At 58.3% G+C, this 23,025-nt stretch carries 15 protein-coding genes; 9 read left to right on the top strand and 6 right to left on the bottom strand.

The annotated features are described in order from the left end of the window. Window positions 1–81: 81 nt before the first annotated feature. The 4 genes from G565_RS26875 to G565_RS0117460 form a co-directional block, all read right to left on the bottom strand. A complete protein-coding gene (locus G565_RS26875; protein WP_157600137.1) occupies window positions 82–258 on the bottom strand; it encodes a hypothetical protein in 177 nt (58 codons plus the stop codon). Between the two features lie 355 nt (window positions 259–613). Then, window positions 614–1,894: an MgtC/SapB family protein gene (locus G565_RS0117470; protein WP_051208199.1), complete on the bottom strand. Its 1,281-nt coding sequence runs from the start codon at window positions 1,892–1,894 to the stop codon at window positions 614–616. A 121-nt stretch (window positions 1,895–2,015) separates the two neighbouring features. Beyond that, a complete protein-coding gene (locus G565_RS0117465) occupies window positions 2,016–5,141 on the bottom strand; it encodes an efflux RND transporter permease subunit (RefSeq protein WP_028672028.1) in 3,126 nt (1,041 codons plus the stop codon). A gap of 2 nt (window positions 5,142–5,143) precedes the next feature. Next, window positions 5,144–6,259, bottom strand: a complete 1,116-nt coding sequence (locus G565_RS0117460) for an efflux RND transporter periplasmic adaptor subunit (protein ID WP_028672027.1) — start codon at window positions 6,257–6,259, stop codon at window positions 5,144–5,146. Window positions 6,260–6,679: 420 nt separating this feature from the next. On the opposite strand from G565_RS0117460, the gene recC reads away from it, so the two are divergent. The 9 genes from recC (at window position 6,680) to recD (ending at window position 21,603) form a co-directional block, all read left to right on the top strand. Then, window positions 6,680–10,009, top strand: coding sequence for an exodeoxyribonuclease V subunit gamma (gene recC / locus G565_RS0117455; protein ID WP_028672026.1), 3,330 nt, complete (start codon window positions 6,680–6,682; stop codon window positions 10,007–10,009). Window positions 10,010–10,079: 70 nt separating this feature from the next. Further along, entirely contained in the window at window positions 10,080–10,334 is a 255-nt protein-coding gene (locus G565_RS0117450; RefSeq protein ID WP_028672025.1) for a helix-turn-helix domain-containing protein, read from the top strand. After that, the gene (locus tag G565_RS24735) at window positions 10,334–11,557 is read left to right on the top strand and encodes a type II toxin-antitoxin system HipA family toxin (protein WP_051208196.1); all 1,224 of its coding nucleotides are present in this window, start codon (window positions 10,334–10,336) and stop codon (window positions 11,555–11,557) included. Before G565_RS0117450 ends, G565_RS24735 begins: the two co-directional genes overlap by 1 nt. Before the next feature lie 109 nt (window positions 11,558–11,666). Beyond that, a complete protein-coding gene (locus G565_RS0117440; protein ID WP_028672024.1) occupies window positions 11,667–12,326 on the top strand; it encodes an HAD family hydrolase in 660 nt (219 codons plus the stop codon). Between the two features lie 292 nt (window positions 12,327–12,618). Beyond that, window positions 12,619–13,104 (top strand): VOC family protein, encoded by a 486-nt coding sequence (locus G565_RS0117435; RefSeq protein WP_028672023.1) that lies wholly within the window; start codon window positions 12,619–12,621, stop codon window positions 13,102–13,104. 270 nt (window positions 13,105–13,374) lie between these two features. After that, window positions 13,375–14,736 carry a DUF1996 domain-containing protein gene (locus tag G565_RS0117430; RefSeq protein ID WP_245584212.1) on the top strand — a complete coding sequence of 454 codons (1,362 nt, stop codon included), beginning with the start codon at window positions 13,375–13,377 and terminating at the stop codon, window positions 14,734–14,736. A gap of 159 nt (window positions 14,737–14,895) precedes the next feature. Beyond that, window positions 14,896–15,855 carry a prenyltransferase/squalene oxidase repeat-containing protein gene (locus G565_RS0117420; protein WP_051208194.1) on the top strand — a complete coding sequence of 320 codons (960 nt, stop codon included), beginning with the start codon at window positions 14,896–14,898 and terminating at the stop codon, window positions 15,853–15,855. 301 nt (window positions 15,856–16,156) lie between these two features. Further along, a complete protein-coding gene (gene recB / locus G565_RS0117415; RefSeq protein WP_028672020.1) occupies window positions 16,157–19,681 on the top strand; it encodes an exodeoxyribonuclease V subunit beta in 3,525 nt (1,174 codons plus the stop codon). Beyond that, entirely contained in the window at window positions 19,678–21,603 is a 1,926-nt protein-coding gene (gene recD / locus G565_RS24730) for an exodeoxyribonuclease V subunit alpha (RefSeq protein WP_051208193.1), read from the top strand. The genes recB and recD overlap by 4 nt, the downstream gene beginning before the upstream one ends. A gap of 102 nt (window positions 21,604–21,705) precedes the next feature. Here recD and G565_RS24725 read toward each other — a convergent pair whose 3' ends face one another. Continuing rightward, window positions 21,706–22,689, bottom strand: coding sequence for an AAA family ATPase (locus G565_RS24725; RefSeq protein WP_051208192.1), 984 nt, complete (start codon window positions 22,687–22,689; stop codon window positions 21,706–21,708). Between the two features lie 59 nt (window positions 22,690–22,748). Further along, window positions 22,749–23,025: integrase core domain-containing protein (locus tag G565_RS0117400; protein ID WP_028672019.1), on the bottom strand; the 277-nt coding region annotated here is incomplete at its 5' end.

Genomic DNA, 23,025 nt, shown 5'->3' with positions numbered 1-23,025 from the left:
AATGCTCTTCGATTTCCACAGAAAGACTCCCCGTAAATTCGGTATGATCAAGTCCTGATTATACTGGATTTCCACAGGAAACTACGAAGAGCCCACAAAATAAAAGACATCATCGCGGATATCACGCTCCTGGTAGGGCGCAAGCTCCGGCGGTGGCTTGCAGCCTGCTATTAACAGACTGGCCGACAACGCGGCTACTACGGTCAGCGTTGCGAGTGGTTTGGTTGGCGTAAGCGAACGGTGCGTCTGAATGGTCATCCTGTCCCTCGACTTTTTGTTATTGGACTGTATAGCCGGGCTTCGCTCGGCAGAGATGGGAAATAACAGCCGCAACAGTTTTCAACAAGCAGCGCGAGAAAGGGAGACTGAAACTGTGGTGGGTGGAGTTTCTGGTACAGACACCCCATGTCTAACGTTGTAAAAACGGTTTTAATCAGGCGAGGTTGTGATGTGATCGGCATTTTCACACCAGATCATTCAGCACGTCACACTGCGTCGGCTGCAAACAAGGGTGTTTTGCCTGGGTAGACAACGAACCATAGACAGGCTGGTTTATCCATCCCCTCCCTGACTAGGGGCTATTGGCAAAGCTGGTAACGACACCAATCAGACATTACCACCAAACGCCAACACCCAAACCCAGCAACAGCGAAGCCACCATTGGCAGCAAGACCAGTCGCCATAATTGCCCGCTGCCCAACCACACCGCCAGCCCGGCTTTCACCAGGTTATTGACCGACGACGCGATGACGATCCCGAGCACAGCGGTTTCCAGGCTGATGCCGTTCAAAGACAAGCGCGTAAGCGACAAGGTAATCGCATCCACATCCGCTATGCCCGACGCGGCGGCGAGCAAGTAGATACCGGCCTCTCCCAGGGCCTTGGTCAGCCAATCACCCAGCAGCAGGATCACAGTAATCAGAGCGGCGAAATACAAGGCACTGCTCAGGTCGAGCGGGTTACGCTCGAGTACCGGTTTTTCCAAACTGACGGTCTGCTCAATGTTCCGCCAAATAAAAACCGCCGGCAGGTACAGGGAAAGCGCCATCACCACTACAGGCGCCATGAGCAGCCCGATCATATCGGGGTTGATCAGATAGGCGTAAATCAGCAGGCGGGGGAACATGGTACCGCAAGCGATCAGCACACCGGCGGCCAACAACCGGCTCGCCTCCGGTGCCTGGCGCGACAGTTTGGCAAAGTTTAGGGTCAGGGCCGTCGTGGAGCTCAGCCCGGAAAATAAACTGGTAAACAGAATGCCCCGTCGCGCCCCGGCCACTCGCACGGCGAAATAACCGACAAAGGAAATGCTGGCAATCAGCACCACCAGCCACCAGATTTCATAGGGATTAATGGCCTTACCCGGGCCATACCCCTGGTTGGGCAGCAAGGGCAATACAACCACCGAAATGAGCAGCAGCTTGAGCCCGGCATCCAGCTCGTTGGCTTCCAGCCTGGCAAGTAGCCCGTGAATTTCAGTTTTGTAGTCGAGGATCATCGCGGTAACCACCGCCCCCGCCGCCGCCAGAAACACACTGACAGACAGCGCAATGGCGCCCAGCATGAACGTCAGCAACAGCCCGATCAGACCGGTGATGCTGAAGTTTCTCTCGTGCTGCAACCGGGCGCGGTAGGCCACCAGAGCAATCGCCGCCACGCCGATAAAAGTCACCGGAAACACCCAGGGCGTCAGTGTGTCGGACAACACGGCAGAGAACCCGCCCAGCAACCCCACCAAGGCGTGGGTACGGATGCCGGCAATGCGCTCACCGGCGGCCAGATGTCGGGCGACCCAACCCCGCTGCAACCCGATCAGCGCACCAAGCAGCAAGGCGGCGAGCAGACGGAAAGCGAGATCGGTTTCAGACATCGACAATGTATTGGTGACAGTCATGAAAGCGCTCACCGGTTATTCGTTAGCAGAGTGTAGTCAACCACTGCCACTTATAACACGGCAAGCAAGGCATGGCCTCTATTTGACCGGACGCGGATAAACTGGGCGGCCGGTTCAATCCTCAAGCCAATTGCTCATCCGCCACTTCCAGCTCCCGGTTCAACCGGTCCTGTTCTTCCTGTTGCGGTTTGCTGAACCGGGCCAGCAGCAAGTAGGCAACCGGTGTCAGGAACAGCGTTGCGACCGACGCCATACCCAACCCCAACACGATCACCCAGCCCAGCGCTTCACGCGCTTCAGCACCCGGGCCGGTCGAGAGAATCAACGGCAATGCGCCGAGAACGGTAGACATCATCGTCATCATTACCGGACGCAGGCGAATAATGGCGGCTTCCTCAATGGCCTCGCGAACCTCATAACCCCGGTTACGTAACTGGTTGGCAAACTCCACCATCAGGATGCCGTTTTTGGCCATCACGCCCACCAGCAATACCAGACCAATCTGGCTGTACACGTTCAGGCTCACGCCCGAGATCAACAAGGCGAAGATCGCACAGGCCAACCCGAACGGCACGGTGAAAATCACGATCAACGCACTGACGAAACTTTCGAATTGCGCGGCCAGAACCAGGAACACAATCAACAGGGCAAACCCAAAGGTCAGCAACATCGCGTTGGACGTTTCATCCAGTGCGGCCGCTTCCGACAAGGGCAGAATCCGCATGCCATCCTGCAGCAGGGGTTCGGCCAACCGCTCGGCTTGCAACAGGGCATCGCCCAGGGCAAAGCCAGGCGTCAGGCTCGCGGTAATCGAGACCGAGCGTAACTGAGATTCCCGGGCCAGCGACGGAGCCACCGCTTGCTCCTGCAGCGATACAACGGTCGACATCGGCACCATGCGGCCATCACCGGTGCGCAGGAAAATACTCTGCAGGTCGGTCGGGTCACGAACCGGGTGCGTGGTCGACAGCATTTTCACGTCAAAGCTTCGGTCTTCGATAAACACCGAGCCCACTTCGCGGCCCTCAAGCAAGGCTTGCATGGCCTCGGCCAACCCATTGATGTTGATGCCGAGATCGGCCGCACGATCCCGGTCGATCGTGACCGATAACTGCGGCTGTGTGGTTTCATAGGATGAACTGATTCGACCAAACCGGGGGTTCTCTTCCAGCGCGGCAATCAGTGAATCTGCGGTGTCGCTCAACCGGTCGTAATTACTGCCAACAACGGCGAAGCTCAACCCACGGCCACCGCCGCGAATGCCGAGGCTGTTCGGCTGAATAGCAAAGGCACGAATGCCGGGTATGGTCGCCATTAACCCATTGATCTCGCCGACAATCTCTTGCTGGCTGCGTTCACGCTGGTCCTGCGGTGACAGGCCCATCACCATAAAGCCGCGGTTGCCGGAGCCAATACCGGCAATCGAAAAGGTGTTTTCAATTTCACCGGAATCCATCAGCGGTTGCACCAGCTCTTCCACCCGACGCATTTGTTGTGTGGTGAAATCGAGGCTAACGCCTTGCGGTGCCGATACCGACAGCAACGCAACTGAACGGTCTTCGGGTGGCGTGACTTCCTGATCCAACTGACCCCACAAGCTCAGAGCCAGCGCAAACACGAGCACCGATATGGTTAGAATAATCAGTGGCGCCCGGAGCGAAAAATGCAGAATGGTGACAAACAAACGTTGCAACCCATCGCCCAGCACGTCAAACAAGCCTCGCCTTGCGGGCATACCGTCTGGCGATTCTGTATGAGCCTTGAGCAGCCGGGAAGACAACATGGGGCACAGCGTCAACGCAACAACCGAACTCAACACCACCGCCATCGCGAGCGTAAAACCGAACTCACGAAACAAACCACCGGCCTGGCCCGGCAAAAACGATAACGGAATAAACACGGCTGCCAGGGTGGCCGTTGTGGTGATAACCGCAAAGAACACCTGCTGAACACCCAGCACCGCCGCCGCGCGTGATCCCATGCCCTGGTTGCGTTTACGCACGATGTTTTCGAGCACCACAATGGTGTCGTCCACCACCATGCCGGTAGCCAGCACCAGTGCCAGCAAGGTCAGAATATTAATGGAGAAACCGGCCAGATAAATCGCTGCCAGGGTGCCGATCAACGCCACCGGAATGGTAATGGCGGGAATCAGTGTTGCTCGCCAGTCCCGCAAAAAGACGAAGATAATCAGCGTCACAATGGCGACTGCAAACAGCAAGGTTTTTACCGCTTCGGAAATAGCGCCACCGATGTAAGTCGCATCGTCACTCGACACCCGAATGTTGGCACCCTCGGGCAGAATCTCTTGTATGTTGTCTACCGCCAGCCGAACGGCTGACGATATTTCCAGAGTATTCGATTGCGCCTGCCGAATAATGCCAATGCCAACACCGGCGGCCCCGTTGGCACGCAACACACTGTCGCCCGGGTCTTCACCCAGGGTCACGGTGGCCACGTCGCGAATGCGGATCTCCTGACGAATGCGCAGGTTCATGAAATCCTCGGGTTCGCTTATCTGAGCCGACGTTCGCACCACCAGGCTCTGGTCGTTGCTCGACAAAGCACCGGCCGGTGAATCGAACGACACATTGCTCAATGCCTGGCGTACGTCAGCAACGGTTAAACCAAAGCTGGCCAGCCGGTACTGGTTAATATCCACCCGGAAAATACGCTCGCGTGAGCCAAACACTTGCAGATCGGCAACGCCAGGCACGGCGGCCAAACGATCGAGCACTTCGTTTTCAACCAGCAAGGAGAGGTCCTGAATCGAAAACGTTGACGAGGTGACCGACAAACGCATCACCGGCGAGGCATCGGAATCGGCCTTAATGATTTGCGGGTCATCGACATCGCCGGGCAACCGGCCGGTTACGCGGCCAATGGCATCGCGAATGTCGGATGTCGCCGTATCGAGGTTCACGTCGCTGCGGAATTCGAGTGTGATGCGGCTGCGACCAAAACTGGAACTGGACGAAATGGAATCGATCCCCGATACCCGGGAGACAGCGCCCTCCAGAATGCTGGTCACTTCCCGGTCGATGGTCTCGGGTGCGGCACCGTTATACGAAGTGCTGATCGTCACGACCGGCGAGTCAACCGCAGGCAGTTCACGAATTTCGGCGCCAAACAAACCGGCAATGCCCGAGACCACAATCAGCGCGCTGACCACCAGCGCCAGCACCGGCCGACGAACAAATAAGGCGGTAAAACCACCCATGCGAGCCATTCTGGGTTCTGCAGACATGATCAGCCTCCGTCCGCGAGGCGCACGGTCGCACCGGCCCGAACCGACTGCACACCTTCGGTGACCACGGCGTCACCCGGCTGCAACGGCGCATCGACCAAAACGGCATCGGAATTGCGCTGAATGATGCGCACGTCAACTCGCTCGGCGCTGTCATCGTCGTTAATTCGCCACACGTAAGAGCCTTCAGACCGCCACTGAACCGCTAGCGGATTCACCGTCGCAAACGTATCGCCCGGGAACCGCATTTCCAGCACAAACGACATGCCCGGCCTCAGTTGGTCGGCCTCGTTATCGACCAGCGCCTGAACCCTGAGCGTACGGCTATCGGGTTCTAGCCGGCTGTCTATCGCGGTGATCGACCCCTCCAGCAAAGCGCCCGGATTCGACACCGGCGTCACGGTGATGTCACGCCCGACTGAAACGGCCCCGACAAAACGCTCCGGAACGCGGAATTCAACCAGAAGATCAGACCGGTCATCCAACCGGGCGACTTCATTCTGCGTACCCACCAACGTACCCGGCTCCAGCGACACAATGCCCAGAACACCGGCAAAGGGTGCCCGTATCGTGCGCCGGTCGAGGGCAAGCTCGGCCTCTCTGACCTGTAACCGAGCGCCTTCCAGTGCCGACTCAGCATCGGACCGTTCAACCTGGGTAATGCTGTTGCCCTGCTGCATTCGCGTCAATCGCTCAACCCGGTTTTCAGCATCGCGCACGGCAAGCCGGGCCCGATCGAGCGCTATGCGTTCGGAGCCTGAGTCCAACCGCGCGATCACGTCGCCAGCCGCCACACGATCGCCCGACCCTTTCAGCACCTCGGCAATGCGACCGCCGACTTCCGGGTTAATCGACACCGAGCGCAAAGCAGCCCCGTCTCCAATCGCCGTCAATTGATCGTTAATCACCGCCTGGCCAACGGTATCGGTCACCACCAGCGTGGCGCCCCCACCAAAACCAAAGCCCGGGCGACCGCCACCACCGCGCCCGCCTTCGGACGCTTCAGCCAAGCCCAGTTGCACGCGCACGCCCTCACCCGCCGGGTGCCAGACCAACCAGCCACCACCGGCCACCACAATTAACGCCAGCGTCACCGCGCTTTGTTTCCAGAGGGTCATGCAGGTACTCCTTAAATGAACCGAACAATCAGATACGTCTCAACCCGACAATCGGGCCAACCCGGCCGAACAAAATCACGCCGCCTGACAAGGCGCGGGGTACTGAGCGCGATGCAGCATGCGCTGTTCGCGGGGCTTGAGCCATCTACCAACCCGTCAAGCCATACACCACCGCGCGAGCGCGTAGCGCCGCTAAACAATGCGAAACCGTTGAAAAAGCTGCGTCTGTCACAAAAGCCGCCGAAATCAACAGTGAGCAGACGTTGTAACCAAGCTGACGTTATCACTCAAGCTCTATTCTGGTGACACTGCGTTCACTGTTCGGAATGCACTAAACGCACAGGCGTCGGCGGCCGATTGAGGCCTCCTACAAACCTCACCACCTTGCTACACTGGCCCAAAACCCGACGAGCCCGCCTCATGTTTCACGTTCTGCCCGGCAACCAACTCGACACCCTGATCGACCCGCTCGCCACCCTGCTGGCGCTTCCGGTCGATAACCCACTGCAGCCCGACATCATTCTGGTGCAGCACCAGGGCATGGCGCACTGGCTGAACATGAAGCTCGCCGACCACCCCAGCCGCCAGATCAGCATGAACCTCGAGTTCCCGTTGCCCATTCAGCAAATGTGGACACTGATTCGCCAGGTGCTGGGCGCAAGCCAGGTGCCGGAACAATCCCCCTATCGGCGCGAAGTGCTGGTGTGGCGCCTGCACGATTTACTCGGCCAACCGGTCATTACCGACGAGCCCGCGTTCGCCGAGCCCACCCGCTACTGGCAGAACCAGTCCGGCCGCCAGCAACCGCTGCGCCGCTTCCAACTGGCCGAACAGCTCGCCGACTTGTACGAACAATATCTGATGTACCGGCCCGACTGGATAGACCAGTGGGAAGCCGGGCAAGACGACCACTGGCAGGCCCAACTCTGGCGGCACCTGGCGCGCAACAACCCGAACCACCCGCTCGCCCTGTTAAAACGCGCCATGGAACAACTCGACACCCCGGCCGAACCGTTGCCCGAACGGCTGTTCATTTTCGGCATCAACAGCCTGGCGCCCTTGTGGCTCGATTTTCTGAAAGCCCTGTCAGACCGGGCCGGCCTGGACATCCACCTGTTTCACCTCAACCCGAGTGACGAGTACTGGGGCGAAACCACCAGCGAAAAACAAGCCGCCCGACGCCGGGCCGACTGGGTGCTAAAAGGCAACGACGCCGAAGATTTGGCCATCGACGTCGGCAACCCGCTGATCGGCAACCTCGGCAAACAGGGCCAGGCGTTCGTGAGCCTGCTCAGCGACCGGGCCGACATCGAAACATCGGTGTTTGTAGAACCCCCCGGCGATACGTTGCTCACCCAACTGCAACAGGACCTGCTGAAACTGCGCGACGGCCGCGACCAGCCAACCGACGTCAGTGATCAGTCACTCTGCGTGCGCAGCTCGCACAGTGCACTGCGGGAAGTGCAGGGCCTGCACGACTGGCTGCTGCACCAGTTCAATGCCGACAAAACCCTCACGCCAAAAGACGTGCTGGTGATGTGCCCCAACGTCGAAGACTATGCCCCCTTTGTTGAAGCCGTGTTCGCCCGTCGCTTCGACGACATTGGCGAAGACGTCCCGCCCTTGCCCTGCTCCATCGCCGACCGCAACCTGAAAGACGCCGACCCCACCGTCGCCGCCTTTCTCGATTTACTGACCCTGCCCGACGCCCGTTTCCAGGTCACCCAGGTGATAGGCTGGCTGCGCGTTCCAGCCATTCAACAACAGTTCGGCCTGGCTCAGGATGACCTCGACCCCCTCGCCCGCTGGCTGAACGCCGCCTGCGTTCACTGGGGCCTCGACGACCGCCACCAGCATCAGTTCATACAATCCAATGCACAGACCAGCAACGACAGCTACAGCTGGCAACAGGGCCTGGAACGCTTACTGGTCGGCTTTGCCTGGGGCGATACCGAAACCGTGCTCGGCCAGCGCCTGCTGCTGCCCAACGTCGAAGGCAGCGACGCCCAGTTGCTGGGCAAGCTCGCCGCCTTCGTTCACACCCTAAAATACCTGGCCGCCGACCTGCACCAGCCGCGCACTGCCAGCGACTGGCAAGGCTTTTTGCAAGACCGGCTGCGCCTCGCTCTGTTCGCCACCGGCGCCTCCTTTGAAGCCGCGCACGATGACCTGCGCGACGCCTTGCGCGAACTCAGCGAACACAGCCAGCAAGCCGGCTTCACCGGCACCCTGCCGCTGGCCGTGGTGCGCCACGCCCTGCAACAGATGTTCGCCAGCCCCGCCCGCACCGGTCGCCAGTTCATGACCGGGCAAATCACCGTCTGCTCGATGGTGCCGATGCGCTCGGTGCCCTTTAAAGTACTCGCGATTCTGGGCCTGAACGACGGCGACTTTCCGCGCCAGCGGCCACCGCTCGGGTTCGACTTAATGGCCAACGACACGCCGCGCCTCGGCGACCGATCACGCCGTGGCGACGACCGTTATCTGTTTCTGGAAGCCCTGCTGTCGGCCCGCAACGCCCTCTACCTCAGTTACCAGGGCCGCGACGTAAACACCAACACCGAACGCCAGCCCTCGCTGGTACTGACCGAGCTGTTCGCCTACCTCGAAGGCGCCACGGGCTGGCGCACTGGCACCGGCATTAACGCCCTGCCCCTGCAGCCATTCGCCCCTGAAAACTATGTATCAGAACCTGTGGCAGAGAACAGAAAGCCGGAAAACACAGACCCGGACAATACCGACCCGGCTAACCCCTGGCCCAGTTTCGACAGCCGCTGGTTACGCCTCGGCCAACCACTGCCCAACCCAAACAACACCCCCGTGCTGGCAGAACCGGACTGGCCGGAGACGCTCACCATCGAACAACTGGTCAGCTTCGCCGAGCACCCGGCCCGGGCATTCGCGCGCCAGCGGCTGGGTCTGTTTCTGGGCAATGACGACGCCCCCGAACTGACCGACGCCGAACCGTTCGCCGCCAACCACCTCGACCGCTATAAACTGCAGCAAGGCCTGATCGACGCCCGTTTCGACGCGACCCTGCCCGATTCAACCACCCTGACCACCAAAGAGCGGCTCTCCGGCCGCCTGCCCGACAACCCCCTGATCGACGACACCCTCGCCGACTGGCAAGCCCAGGCCGATGCCTTCAGTGAGCACCTACTATCGCTCGGTGCCGCTCACTTGGTGTACGAACCGGTCGAACGCGTCTTCGCCATCAGTACAGACCAGCGCCTGACCGTAAGCGCCAACCTACCGCGCCTGCCCGGCGGCGAACTGCTGTTCTGGCGGCTGGCCGACGCCAAAGGCAAAGACCACCTGCGCCTCTGGCTGCACCACCTCCTCGCCAACACCCAATCGGAAACCATCACCATGGGTGTCTTCCGCGAGCGCAAAAAAGACGAAGTCTACGCGATTAACTTCGCCCCGATGACGGTCGACACCGCCAGAACCGAACTCGGCCACTGGCTCGCCTTTTGGCGCCGGGGCCAGTGCGAACCCCTGCCCTGGCACACCGACATCGCCATGGAAATGGCCAAACCCCGAGAGCGCCGCGACTACACCCCAGCCGACTACGACAAAGCCTGGTACGGCGACGGCTGGTTCAGCAACGGCCTCAGCGACGACGCCTACATGGCCTGGTTCTGGCCCGAGCAACCCGAGCACGACCCCATATTCGAGGGAGTAACAGCTCTCTATGCGCCCTTGTTTGAACACCGGGCGCAAGAGACGCTGCAAGTAGAAAAGGAATAGCAAACACGCCTATTTCGTGAATATACGCTACAATTGACACTCATTAGATTGAAACGTGGTGTATATTCACATGTTACTCAGCGACCTCGGCCTGTTTATCCGCAAAGAACGCAAGGCAGCAGGCCTGTCCATACAGGCTCTGGCTGAGCTAGCCGGTGTCGACCGTACCACGCTGTCGAAGCTGGAAAACGAGCGTCTTCCAGAGATGGGGTATGCCAAGCTGGAACGGGTTCTAGCGGCACTGGGGTTCGAACTAACAGCCCAGCCAGCTCAGGGCCTGCCAACGCTCAACGACCTTCAACGCCAGAATCGGGAGGGCCAGTAATGGCAACTCAACACCGGGCTCGTGTGACGGTCGATGACAACGCCGTGGGTGAATTGACCAGCCCGGCGAGACCGGACCCCTCCGTCTTTCTCTATAACACGGGCACCGCGGCTGACAATGCCGTGTCGGTTACCATGCCCGTGCAAAGGGATGCCTACTTGTACCACGGTCTGCATCCGGTTTTTGCGCAAAACCTGCCCGAAGGGTATCTCGGTGACATATTGCGAAAGGCCATCGCCAAACTGTATGGCCCCGGAGACCTCACCCTGCTCACTGCCCTGGGCCGGTTCCAGGTCGGCCGGGTTGCCATCGTCGATCCGGATAAAGCAGGCGATGCCACTCAGGATAAGGGCGAGTCACTCAACGAACTACTCAACTCCGGCAACGACAAATTATTTGAGGAACTGGTCGAAAAATACGCCCTGCACTCCGGCATTTCTGGCGTTCAACCCAAGGTCATCGTACCAGCGCTGACGGCTGAGCGAACCACCCTCAAAACCGGCGGCTTCATCGTAAAAAGCTGGGGCGACGATTTCCCGGAACTGGCCGCCAACGAATATTTTTGCATGAGCCTGGCCAAAGCGGTTGGCCTGCCAGTTCCCGACTTTGATCTATCCGCCGATGGTCAGCTTTTTATCATGAAGCGCTTCGACCGAACCGGAACCGGCCAATGGCTGGGTTTTGAAGACGGCTGTGTGCTGCAAGGCCGGGCACCTGAAGACAAATACACCGGCAGCTATGAGCAACTGTCGAAAACCCTCGTCGCGTTCCTCTCCCTGGCTCATCGCAAAAGAGGATTGCACGCCTTGTTCCTGTCGGTCCTGGTCTCCTGGGCGGTCCGCAATGGCGACGCCCACTTAAAAAACTTCGGCATCGTCTACGACCAGCCCTTTGGCGAACGCCGACTGGCGCCCACCTACGACATCGTTTCAACCGTGCCCTACCTGAGCCAGGACGTACCGGCCCTGACCCTGGCCGGACGCAAAGTCTGGTGGCCTTTAAGCTACCTGGTCGCTTTCGGCCGTTCCTCATGCAGCCTATCGCACACCGAGATTCACAACGCGCTGCAAACCACGGGAAAAAGCCTGCAGCAGCATGCACAGCTCATTCAGAAATACCGCCAAACCCACCCCAGCTTTTCCGAAGTGGGGGCTGCCATGGAATCGATTTTTCTGACCAGTGCCAGAGATATTGAGCACTACCTAAGCCAAGACAACCACTAGAGAGTCCAAATCATTTACCCTGCAAAGGCATAATTGAAACAACCAGAGACTTTGACTGATTTGTCTCCACTACCAACGCACCCTATTTAGGCCAAAAGGAAACCCGGCTTTGTTCAAAACCATCGTTTTTGACCTCGACATGACGCTTTGTTACCCAACGGAGCGTTTTGATGATGTGTTCAACACCGTATTCAGCACGACGCTGGAATCAGTAATGCCTACCTGGATGGAAAAGGTCTCCATCGACGGTGCCTGCACTGGCATCGAAGCCATAGAGAGCTGCTTTCCTGAATGCAACAACAAAGAAAGGGAGGCATTGTTTACCGCATTCGCTCAGCGCTGGGCAGACGTGCAAACGCTGTATCAGGGCGTTCACTCCCTTCCAGATCGGTTGCGGGAACAGTACCCGTGCAGGGTTGGCATCATGACGAACGGCCCCTCTGTTTTTCAGCACAGTGTCATTGAAGCGCTGGGTCTGAATAAGACATTTGATTTCTGGTATTCGAGTGGTGATGCAACCATTGCCATGCGAAAACCCAATAAAGCGCTGATCAAGTTGCTGGAACAAAAAGAAGGGATTGATCCGGCTTCGGCCTTGTTTATTGGTGACACTCTGGAAAAAGACATCGCACCGGCCCTTGCCTGTGGCTGGTCCGGGTTGCACGTAAACCCAACCGATTCTAAAACGGACCCGATGTCTTTCAGTGCGTTCGAAAAGCTCATGGACGCTGGTCGCCGTGTCTCGGTCAACTGGTCACAACTCTCGTAAATCGATCAGTGGCAACATCGGCCTATCCGGAGTACGTTTTATCCAACTGACTCCGCATTTTCAGGGCAGGCATCACCAGCACCCTTAGGTGCTATCTTTAGCCGACTGTTTGAACGACAGACAGTAACGAACTGTGAAAAATATTTTTGCATCGCCCTGTCGATATTGCGGCTGCCAGTACGACTATCCGATATGAGGCGCGGTGGATTCAGCCCGCTGATGCCCTATCGCCATTCAAGTGCGGTGACGCTGCACTGGGATGCACTGAACGGTCACATTAAGGAGATACACCATGAGCACACCCGCCAAAAACACAATTTGCCTCTGGTACGACGGCGGTGCAGAAGAGGCCGCGCGCTTTTACGCCGAGACCTTTCCGGATTCGTCAGTTCAAGCGGTGCATCGCGCCCCGGCGGACAATCCGTCGAGCAAAGACGGGGACGTTCTGACCGTAGACTTCACCGTCATGGGCATCCCGTGTCTCGGGCTTAACGGTGGCTCCACATTTACGCAAAGCGAGGCTTTTTCGTTTCAGGTAGCCACCGATGACCAGGCCGAGACCGACCGTTACTGGAACGCCATAGTCGGTAATGGCGGGCAGGAGAGCATGTGCGGGTGGTGCAAGGATAAGTGGGGAGTGTCGTGGCAGATAACGCCGGTCGCGATGACAAAAGCGTTCACCAACCCCGACCCGGCCATCGCCAAACGCGCTTTCGAAGCGATGATGGAAATGAAGAAGATCGACATCGCCACGATCGAGGCGGCTTGTCGCGGCTGAACCCTCACACAGACGGTCAACTGGGGAGGCCTCCTGAGCTGCTCCCAGTTTGACCAACGACTATCGGTAAACACACCACCAGAACCGCCTCTGGCTTGCCTGGTTGAAACTCCACATTGCCGCCATAATTTGTGCACCTTTCCTCCCTATGGTGATCGTCCAACACAAAAACAAAGAACGGCGGAGGGTTTTATGTCTGTTTGCCACCTAAACCGGGGGCTTGCAATGCTGCTTGTCTCCAGCGCACTAACGGGGTGCTTTGAGAGTACCTTGCAATCCTCTGACACTGAGGGCGACAACGGTAACAAGGAAACGGATACGGATTCAGACTTAACCCTCAGTATTGAACAAGCGCCCGCTGACATTACTCACTTACGCTACGCAGAATTCGACTTTTCCGCCCCGGATGCTGCCGGCTTCGAGTGCTCCCTGAACGGAGACACCTATGAAAGTTGCAGCCCGCCGATGTTTATTGAATCCGTTGACCTCGGTAACAACGACCTGAGCATACGAGCCGTTGGCACCGAAGGTGAAACAGGGGAAACCGCCCTAATCCGCTGGACAGTAGATGATGTGATGGTTACCGGTCACGAAGACCTGATTCCCACCAACATATCGCCCAGTGCAGTAACCGAGGGAAGTTGGCGAGGCATATTTCGCATTAATTGTGACTTCGCCCACAGCAGCTATAACGACCCGATCGTTTTCCCCGGTGAGGAAGGCGCCGCTCACCTTCACCGGTTTTACGGCAACACCGAAGTCGACGAGAACACCACGATGGCCTCCTTGTACACCCAGGGAGAATCCAGTTGTCAGGGTAATCAGTTGAACCTCTCATCCTATTGGAACCCCGCGCTACTGGCGCCCGTATACGATCAAATAACTGGTGAGCGTCAACTCGATGCGATCGGCAATCCCGCCTGGCAAGTTGTCCCTGCGGTCGTTGGCAATGACGATGAAGCACACGAGGTGTTCTATTATTCCGCCGGTGTCGATGACCTGGCATCCATTCAACCGCTGCCTCCGGGTTTGAGAATGATTGCCGGTGAGAGCACCACTCAACCCGGCGCAGAACAGGATACATCCGTGGTGCGCTGGCATTGCCAAACCTGGGAGTCCGACGACGCCTTGAACCCGCAATTCAGCGCGACCATTCCGGAATGCGAAGAACCGGACCGGGTGCGCCTTGATGTCTTTTTCCCCAGTTGCTGGGACGGAGAAAACCTCGATTCCACAGACCATCGCAGTCATATGGCCTACCCAGTCAACGAAGGCGGCCCGGAAGGCACGCAATGCCCATCATCACACCCGGTACCGGTTATTCGCGTCAGCTACCACTATGCATTTGGCGTTGTGCCCCAGTTCACCCATCCAGATATAAAAACAAGCGCTGGCTGGCGCCTTGCGTCAGACATGTACGAGGTGACCGACGAACAAGCAGGGGGGTTATCCCTACACGCCGATTGGTTTAACGCCTGGCACCCGACTGTTCTGGAAACCATTCTTGAAAACTGCATTCAAGGGGCTTTGGATTGCCACGACGGCAACCTGGCCAATGGGTACCGGTTGTCCGGAACCCAAGAGGGCACACAAGTCGAGCCCGACATCGTGAATCGTGGGCTGGGTATGTAAGAGCTATCAGGAGGGCTACCAGTCAGTCCCGTAGCCAGTGAATGTCACGCACTCACAGGCAGGCACTGTCCAAAAAAGTTCTCTTGATTCAAGTCAAAGCGAGCCCCGGCTTTGATTCTATACTCAATGAGGTCGGTCACGACTTGAGGGAACAGCGCCATGACAGTGTCTTCCATAACGCCGGATAAGGCCCCCTCGGTCATCGACTGGCTATTAGAGGGCGATGTCTCCATCCAGTATCAAACCCATAGAGACCTGCTCGGACATGATCGGCCGGATCTGCGCGCCCGAATTGCCCGGGAAGGTTGGGGTGCCCAGTTACTCGGTCTGCGGAACCCAAAAGGGCACTGGGGTGAAGCGTTCTACCAGATGAAATGGACCTCTACCCACTACACCCTTCTGGACCTCAAAAACCTGGCCATTGCGCCCAACCTCGCGCCCGCGCAGGAGACGATTGCCCAGGTGATACGAACGCACCGGGGGCCTGACGGTGGCATCGTCCATGCGACTGATGCGAAAAAAAGCGACGTTTGTATCAACGGTATGTTCCTGAATTATGCCTCCTATTTCGGGTCGAACGCAGACGACCTGAAGTCGGTAGTGGACTTTCTGATGACGGAACACATGCCGGATGGCGGATGGAACTGCCAGTCCAACCGGCGGGCAACAGTCCACAGTTCTGTGCACTCAACGCTGTCGGTTCTTGAGGCCATTCATGAGTACCGAACCAACGGCTATCGGTACCAACTGGACACCCTGTTATCAGCAGCAGAGCAGGCGGTCGAGTTCCTGCTGCGGCATCGGTTGTTCAAGTCCCAGCGAACCGGCGAGGTGTTTGATCCAAAGCTGCTCATGTTGTCCTACCCGTCCCGCTGGCGCTTTGACATCTTACGAGCCCTGGACTATTTCCAGCAGGCGGGCATCGACTACGACGCACGAATGCAAGATGCGCTGGATGTTCTCCTTCAGAAACGCAGAAAGGACGGCACCTGGCCGGTACAGGCCAGGCACCCCGGTAAGGTTCATTTCACGATGGAGCGGACCGGTGGCGCCAGTCGCTGGAATACCCTGCGAGCGCTGCGCGTTTTGACGCATATCAAACAACTGCCAGTGGTATAAGGGTCTACGGAGACTGTCCTGGCGGAAAGTGTCAACCAGGTTTCGGAAGTGGCCACCAAACCAAGTGTCAGGTGCCGGGCATGCCTGTCCGGGGAAGTCTGAGGCATGGATGCCGAAGCCTAGGCCCCATGGACGGGTTCACGCCGACCCCGGACAGGCATGCCCGGTGCCTGACACGAACCCAAGGCACCACAGCCAAACCAACCACCGAACCTTGCTTCAATAAGCCGCCCAATTCATTTGCACACCCACCCCCACCTTGCCAGAATGCCCTGAACGCTCCCGGTAACCCAAAACACTGATGTCGGACCACGCCCTGAAGGAACTCAAAGCCGAGACGCTGCCTCTGCACGGCCGCCAGCTCATTGAAGCCAGCGCCGGCACCGGCAAGACGTACAACATCACCCGGCTGTACCTGCGCCTGCTGCTGGAGCAACAGCTGAGCCTTGAACAGATACTGGTGATGACCTTCACCAAAGCCGCCACCGCTGAACTGAAAGGCCGCCTCGGCCAACTGATTCGCCAGGCGCACGACAATTGGGGCGAGATAAACGAGCCCTTCTTTACCGAACTTGCCAACCGCATCGAGGCCCCCAAAGCCCGCGCCCTGTTGCACAACGCCCTGCTCAACCTCGATGAAGCCGCCGTGTACACCATTCACGGCTTCTGCAAACGCGCCCTCACCCAGCAAGCCTTCGCAAGCGGCATCAGCTTTCACGCCGAAATGGAAGCCGACAGCAGCGCTTTGATTCTGGAAGCCCTGCAGGACTGGTTCCGGCGCGAAGCGCGTGGCGATGGCTTCGAGCAACTGCAAAGCTACTGGGCGACACCGGACGACTTCGCCAAAGAATGGGGCCGCACCATCGGCGGCAGCGAGACCGTCGCCGAACCGGAACTGACCAACCCGCAAGCCGAATGGAACGCCTTCTGCCAGCACTGGGCCGGGGAAGCCGAAGCGTTTTACACCCTGAACGTCAAACCCCGCCGGGGCGAGGCCAGCACCGCTGAATGGCAGGCCAAACTCGATGAACTGACCGAACTCAGCCGCCAGCCCTGGCCCGGTGCCGTGCCCGGGGTGTTCGTCGGCAAGTTCCACAAAGACGCCTTCAGCACCGCCAAAAAAGAAGCCGCCATGCCGCACCTGCAGGCACTGGCCAACCAACTGGCGGGCATGGAACGCGAACACAAAGCCTGGTGGGCCTGGCAAGGCATCACCTTCGCCCGCGCGCACCTGCTGTCAAGCAAAGACCGGCTCGACCAGCTCGACTTCAACGACCTGATCATCCAGCTGCGCCAGCGCCTGCAAGATGCCGACGCCGGGCCCGCGCTTGCCGCCAAACTCGCCGAGCAATTCCCGGTCGCCCTGGTCGATGAATTTCAGGACACCGACCCGGACCAGTACGCCATTCTCGATGCCCTCTACCCCACCGGCAGCCAGACCCTGCTGTGCATGATCGGCGACCCGAAACAGGCGATTTACGGCTTTCGCGGCGGCGATGTGTTCGCCTACCTGAAAGCCCGGAACGATGCCGACCAGCGCTGGCACATGGACACCAACTTCCGCTCTCACCCGGCCGTGGTGCAGGGCTACAACCGATTGTTTTACGGCGCGCACCCGCTCGACGCCAATGGCGAAGTTCGAACCGGTGCATCGGGCGTCGAGGTATTCGGGTTCGGCATCGACTACCTGCCGGTGAAAGCGGGCCGGACCGACATGCCCGACATCGACGACCCGGCCGACCGCGGCGCCGTGCAATGGTGCCTGCTGCCCGCCACCGAAGACGAACCCAAAGGCTACAGCCGCACCGCCATGGACACCCTGGCCGACTGGTCGGCCCGGGAGATCCGCCGCCTGCTGGCTGAAGCCCGGCTCGACGACAACCCGGTGCAACCCGGCGACATCGCCGTACTGGTGCGCAGCAAAACCGAAGCCGAAGTGCTGCAAAACGCCCTGCGCGAACACCAACTCGCCTCGGTGTACCTGAGCGCACGCGACAACGTTCTGCAAAGTCCGGAAGCCGACACCCTGGCCCGCGCCCTGAACGGCATTCTCAACCTCGAGAACGACCGCGCCCTCATCGCCGCACTCGCCACGCCCTGGTTCGGGTACGACACCGACCGCCTGTTTCAACTGCAAAACGACGAACACGCCTGGGCCGAAGCCCTGTTCGAACTGACCACTCTGCGCGAACGCTGGTTCAGCCAGGGCCTGATGAGCATGGCGCTGCACCTGTTCCAGCGCCACGTGCGCCCGCACCCCCAACGCCACGAACGCACGCTCACCAACAGCCTGCACCTGCTCGAACTGCTGCAACAGGCCAGCCAGCAACACCGCCAACCCTGGGAACTGCTGCACTGGTTCGACCAGGCCCGGCAAGACGACACCCTGGCCAACATCGCCCAGTTGCGGCTGGAAAGCGACGCCAACCTGATTCAGGTGATCACCCAGCACGGCGCCAAGGGGCTCGAATACCCCATCGTCTTTTTGCCGTTCGTCAGCTACGGGCGCAGCAAACCCAAACAACCACCGATGCTGATTCGCTACCACGACCGCACAACCTTCAACGCCGTGCTCGCGATGAACCCGACCGACACCGAACGTGACTGGTTCGACGAGGAACAGGCCGCCGAAGACATTCGCTTGCTTTATGTAGCCGCCACCCGAGCCCAGCGCCGCCTCTATGTGATGGCCGCTGAGTTCAAGGAACTGGCCCGCTCACCGCTCGCCCGCTGCCTGCAAACCACCACCTTCGGCGCCCTAACCGAACAACTCGACGACTTCGCCCAACACGGCAACGGTGCCGTGCTCACGCTAGCCGATACCCCCCTGGCCGACGCCCCCGAGCCGGTGCAAACCACAACCACCACCGCCCACGCCGCCGTGTTCCGCGGCCGCATCGAACGCGACTGGTGGCTCAGCTCTTTCTCGGCGCTCACCCGAAACGCCCGACACGGCGGCCTGACCACACCGGACCGCGACCAGGACGAACCCGAGCAAGCCCCGGTCGCCCCTCAAGACCGCCCGCTGCGCTTCCGGCTGGCCCGGGGCGCCGAAGCCGGTAACCTGCTGCACGACGTGCTCGAACGGCTCGACTTCGAACACCCGGATTTCAACACCGAACTCGCCTGGGCCGAACAACGCTACCCGGCTTTGCTGCCAAGAGACGCTCAAACAAATACAGACGAGCCAACACCCCCGGGCTCCAGCCCGCTGCGACCGGCCCTCGTAGCCTGGCTGAACGACATTCTCAACACCGAACTACCCAGCGGCGCCCGCCTCGCTGACCTCGCCCAGGCCAACACCCAACGCGAAGCCGCCTTCTATTTCCCGATGGCGAGCAAAGGCCAGGGCCTGGCCCGCATACTGGCGAAGCACCGGAATTTATCGAGTCCGATGGGCCCCCGTGGTTCTGAAATGAGTGATGTTGTTATGGGAGTAGCACTGCCCGAACCGCCCCGCCTGAAAGGCATGATGCACGGCTACATCGATTTGATTTACCAGTGGCAGGGCCGCTATTACGTGGTCGACTACAAATCGACCTGGCTCGGCGACCGCCTGGGCGACTACAACGACACCGCCCTGACCGAGAGCGTGCACGCCAGCTTCTACGACCTGCAATACCTGCTCTACACCCTGGCCCTGCACCGCTACCTGCGCACCCGCCTGCCCGACTACGACCCGGCACAGCACCTGGGCGGCGTGCAGTACCTCTACCTGCGCGGCATGACCCAGGGCCAGACCACCGGCATCTACCACCGCGACCCGGACCTAACCGCCCTGCACGCCCTCGACACCCTGTTCACAGGCACGGAGACCCCAGCATGACCACCGACCAATCCAACCCGGGGCACCCGCAAACACCAACCTCCCAACCCGTAGGAGGCCAGTCCCCTGGGCGACAGGAAACCACCCAGCCACTGCTAACCAACGCGCGCCAGCGCCTAGCCAACATCCAAAACATCGACCTCTACCTCGCCGCCCAACTCTGCGACTGGCTCAACTGCCCCGAAGACTGGCTCTTCCACACCATCGCCGGCGCCAGCCACACCCTGCAACAGGGCCACAGCTGCCTCTACCTGCCCGCCTGGGCCGGCAAAACCGAATGGCAGACCGACGACAAACCAGGCTACACCTTCTCGGCCCTGGAAGACTGGCTGGCCAAACTCAGCGCACTCCCCATCGGCCCGGACGACAACGCCCCCATCGTGCTCGAAGACGACCGCCTCTACCTGCGCCGCTACTGGCACTTCGAACGCGAACTGGCCGGCTACCTGCGCCAGCGCATGCACCCGAACACAGAAGCCGCCGCCCTGGATACCAAAGCCGCCAAAGCCGCGCTGCACACCCTGTTCCCGACCCTGGCCGAACCCGGCGACCCAACCGCCGACACACAAACCGACTGGCAAGCCATCGCCGCCGCCAACGCCCTGTTCAACGGCTTCAACATCATCGCCGGAGGGCCCGGCACCGGCAAAACCTACACCGTCACCCGCTTGCTCGCGCTGCTGGCCATGACCAGCCCGCACGACCTCAACATACTCATGGCCGCCCCAACCGGCAAAGCCGCCCAGCGCCTGGCCGAATCCATCCGCGATGCCAAAAGGGACCTGGCCGGTCGCATCGACCTGCTCGCCCTGAACAGCATTCCCGATGACGCCAAAACGCTGCACCGCCTGCTCGGCGTCATCCCCAACCAGCTCGACTTCCGCCACAACGAACGCAACCCGCTCGACTGCGACGTACTGCTGGTCGACGAAGTCTCCATGGTCGACCTACCCATGATGACCCGCCTGTTCCGAGCCCTACCGGAACACACCAAAGTCATCTTCCTCGGCGACGCCGACCAACTACCCAGCGTAGCCGCAGGCTCCGTACTAGCCGACCTGGCCCAACGCCCCCACCCAGGCTACAGCCAACAAAGAACCAAAGCGCTTAAAACTCTGGGCCTAACAGTCCCAACTCAAAGCGCCCAGCCTGAACCCAAAAACTCGCAGCTCGCAGCTCCCGACTATTTAACTTTCTTAAAACACAGCCGCCGCTTCGGCCAACACAGCGGCATCGGACGCTTAGCCAACCAGGTCATCAACGGCGAAGCCGAGGCCAGCCTCGCCACTCTGAAAAGCGACGCCGAAGACTTGGCCTGGATACCGGCCGACAAAGCCCAACAACAGATCAGCCAATGGGTCGACCACTGGTACCGGCCCATCGCCAACGCCGCCGACAAAACCGCCGCGTTCGAGGCCCTGTTTCAATTCCGCTTACTCTGCCCGGCCCGGGTCGGCCCCCTGGGCGTAGAAGCCCTGAACGAACGGATACTGAAAACCCTGAACCCAACCCGCGCCCCCTTCTTCAAGGGCCAGCCGATCATGATCACCGAAAACCACTACGGCGTAGGCCTCTACAACGGCGACATAGGTTTGATATGGCCCGACGACACCACCGGCCACCTGATGGCCTGGTTCCAGACCGGTGACAACGACTACCGACCACTGGCACCCGGACGCTTGCCCCGGTTTGAGACGGTGTATGCGATGACGATTCACAAGACGCAGGGGTCCGAGTTTGAGCGGGTGGCGATTGTGTTGCCTGAGCAGGCGATGGGGTTGTTGAGCCGGGAGCTGGTTTATACCGGGTTGACCCGGGCTAAGCGGGAATTGTTTGTTGTTGGGGGTGAGGGGGTTTGGTGTGAGGGGGTTTTAAAACAGATTGATAGAAATTCAGGGTTAGCTCTACGTCTAAACCCATAACACTACTAACGCTCAATACATAAAGTCATCTGATATTACAACCAGCCCTACAAAAGGAATATCACAAAAAACATTTTGCAAATAGACCGTCGGGGTACTAATTCACGATAAACAGAGGTGACCTTTGAGTTCAAAAACTAGCTCTTCAGTTTCTGTTTGATTTTCACTGGCAACAATTTCAAACAACTCGTCACTGCTTATACTCTCGGTTCGAATGATTTTCTTCCAAAAGGTCTTAGCTGTAGCTTTCTCCTTTTCGGCATGTTTGAAACTCAAATTTCGCAAGTCAGCTGGCAACTTGCTTTTATTCCTCCAAATGAATAGCTCTATATCATCAACCGGTGAGTGAAGCACTTTGCTTGGCCCAGCATATTTCAATTTTTCGACAATATCTTTATCTACAAATATAATTAACTTTTCTGAATCTCCAAATATTTGATGTGCATCATTCTTCCGCCCCATTGACTCGATTTGAGCCAATCCACCAACAGGGATTATTTCATATTCAAAGAATGGGCTAATGTGTTTCCGAATAAGGTAATTGAGAAACCCCACCAGCACGTCATCCTCCGTGATTATATATCTATCTTTTCCATGGAAGCCATAAAGATCAGACTTAACATAGCCGAAAGATCTAGCTTCAAGATAAGTTGAGCCGGTACCATTCTCTAAATAGTATAATCCGCCATCATCTACAGTACTCATGAAGGCGAGAGAATGTGAAAACAATATTACTCTAGTAGAACTTCCACTAACAATTTCTTTAATGGTGCTGTAAAGCTTTACTTGAGCAGCGGCATCTAATGCGAGATCTAGTTCATCAATTAAAATCAAACTAGCGCCCGAGGTGATTAATCGATATAGCTGGATTAAGAAGTATTCTCCTGAACTCAAATGGTCCTCTCGAATATAATAATCATTATCAAGCAAAACAAAATAAAAACTAAACTTACCAATCTTGGTGACTTTCAAATCACTTAACTTGTGATCAGAATAAATCCGAGACAAAAAGTTAACTAACTCACTAGCCTCTTCGTATTGCGAAGCTGCAATATTTGTCCTGATTTCGTTTATTGTGGACCCCACTGTCAAGACCACTAATGCATTAAATTAAGGTAAAATGCCCTATGGGTTAAATTGTATTCTTACGCGGCTTGCAGCCATTGCACAGCAGTGCCATGTACTTCTGCCGGTGTCCTGTTGTTGAGCGATTGATGCGGCCGCTCATGGTTGTAAAACCGGAAGTAGGCACTCAAGCCGTCCCGTGCTTCCTGCATCGTCTGATATTGCTTTAGATACACTTCCTCGTACTTGACGGAACGCCAGAGCCGCTCGACAAATATATTGTCCAGTGCCCGGCCCTTGCCATCCATGCTGATCTTTATTTCGTTAGCCTTGAGCACGCCGGTAAACGCCTCACTG

Source organism: Saccharospirillum impatiens DSM 12546 (assembly GCF_000423605.1).
GTDB classification, from domain to species: domain Bacteria; phylum Pseudomonadota; class Gammaproteobacteria; order Pseudomonadales; family Natronospirillaceae; genus Saccharospirillum; species Saccharospirillum impatiens.
This window is presented reverse-complemented; position numbering and strand designations above follow the sequence as displayed.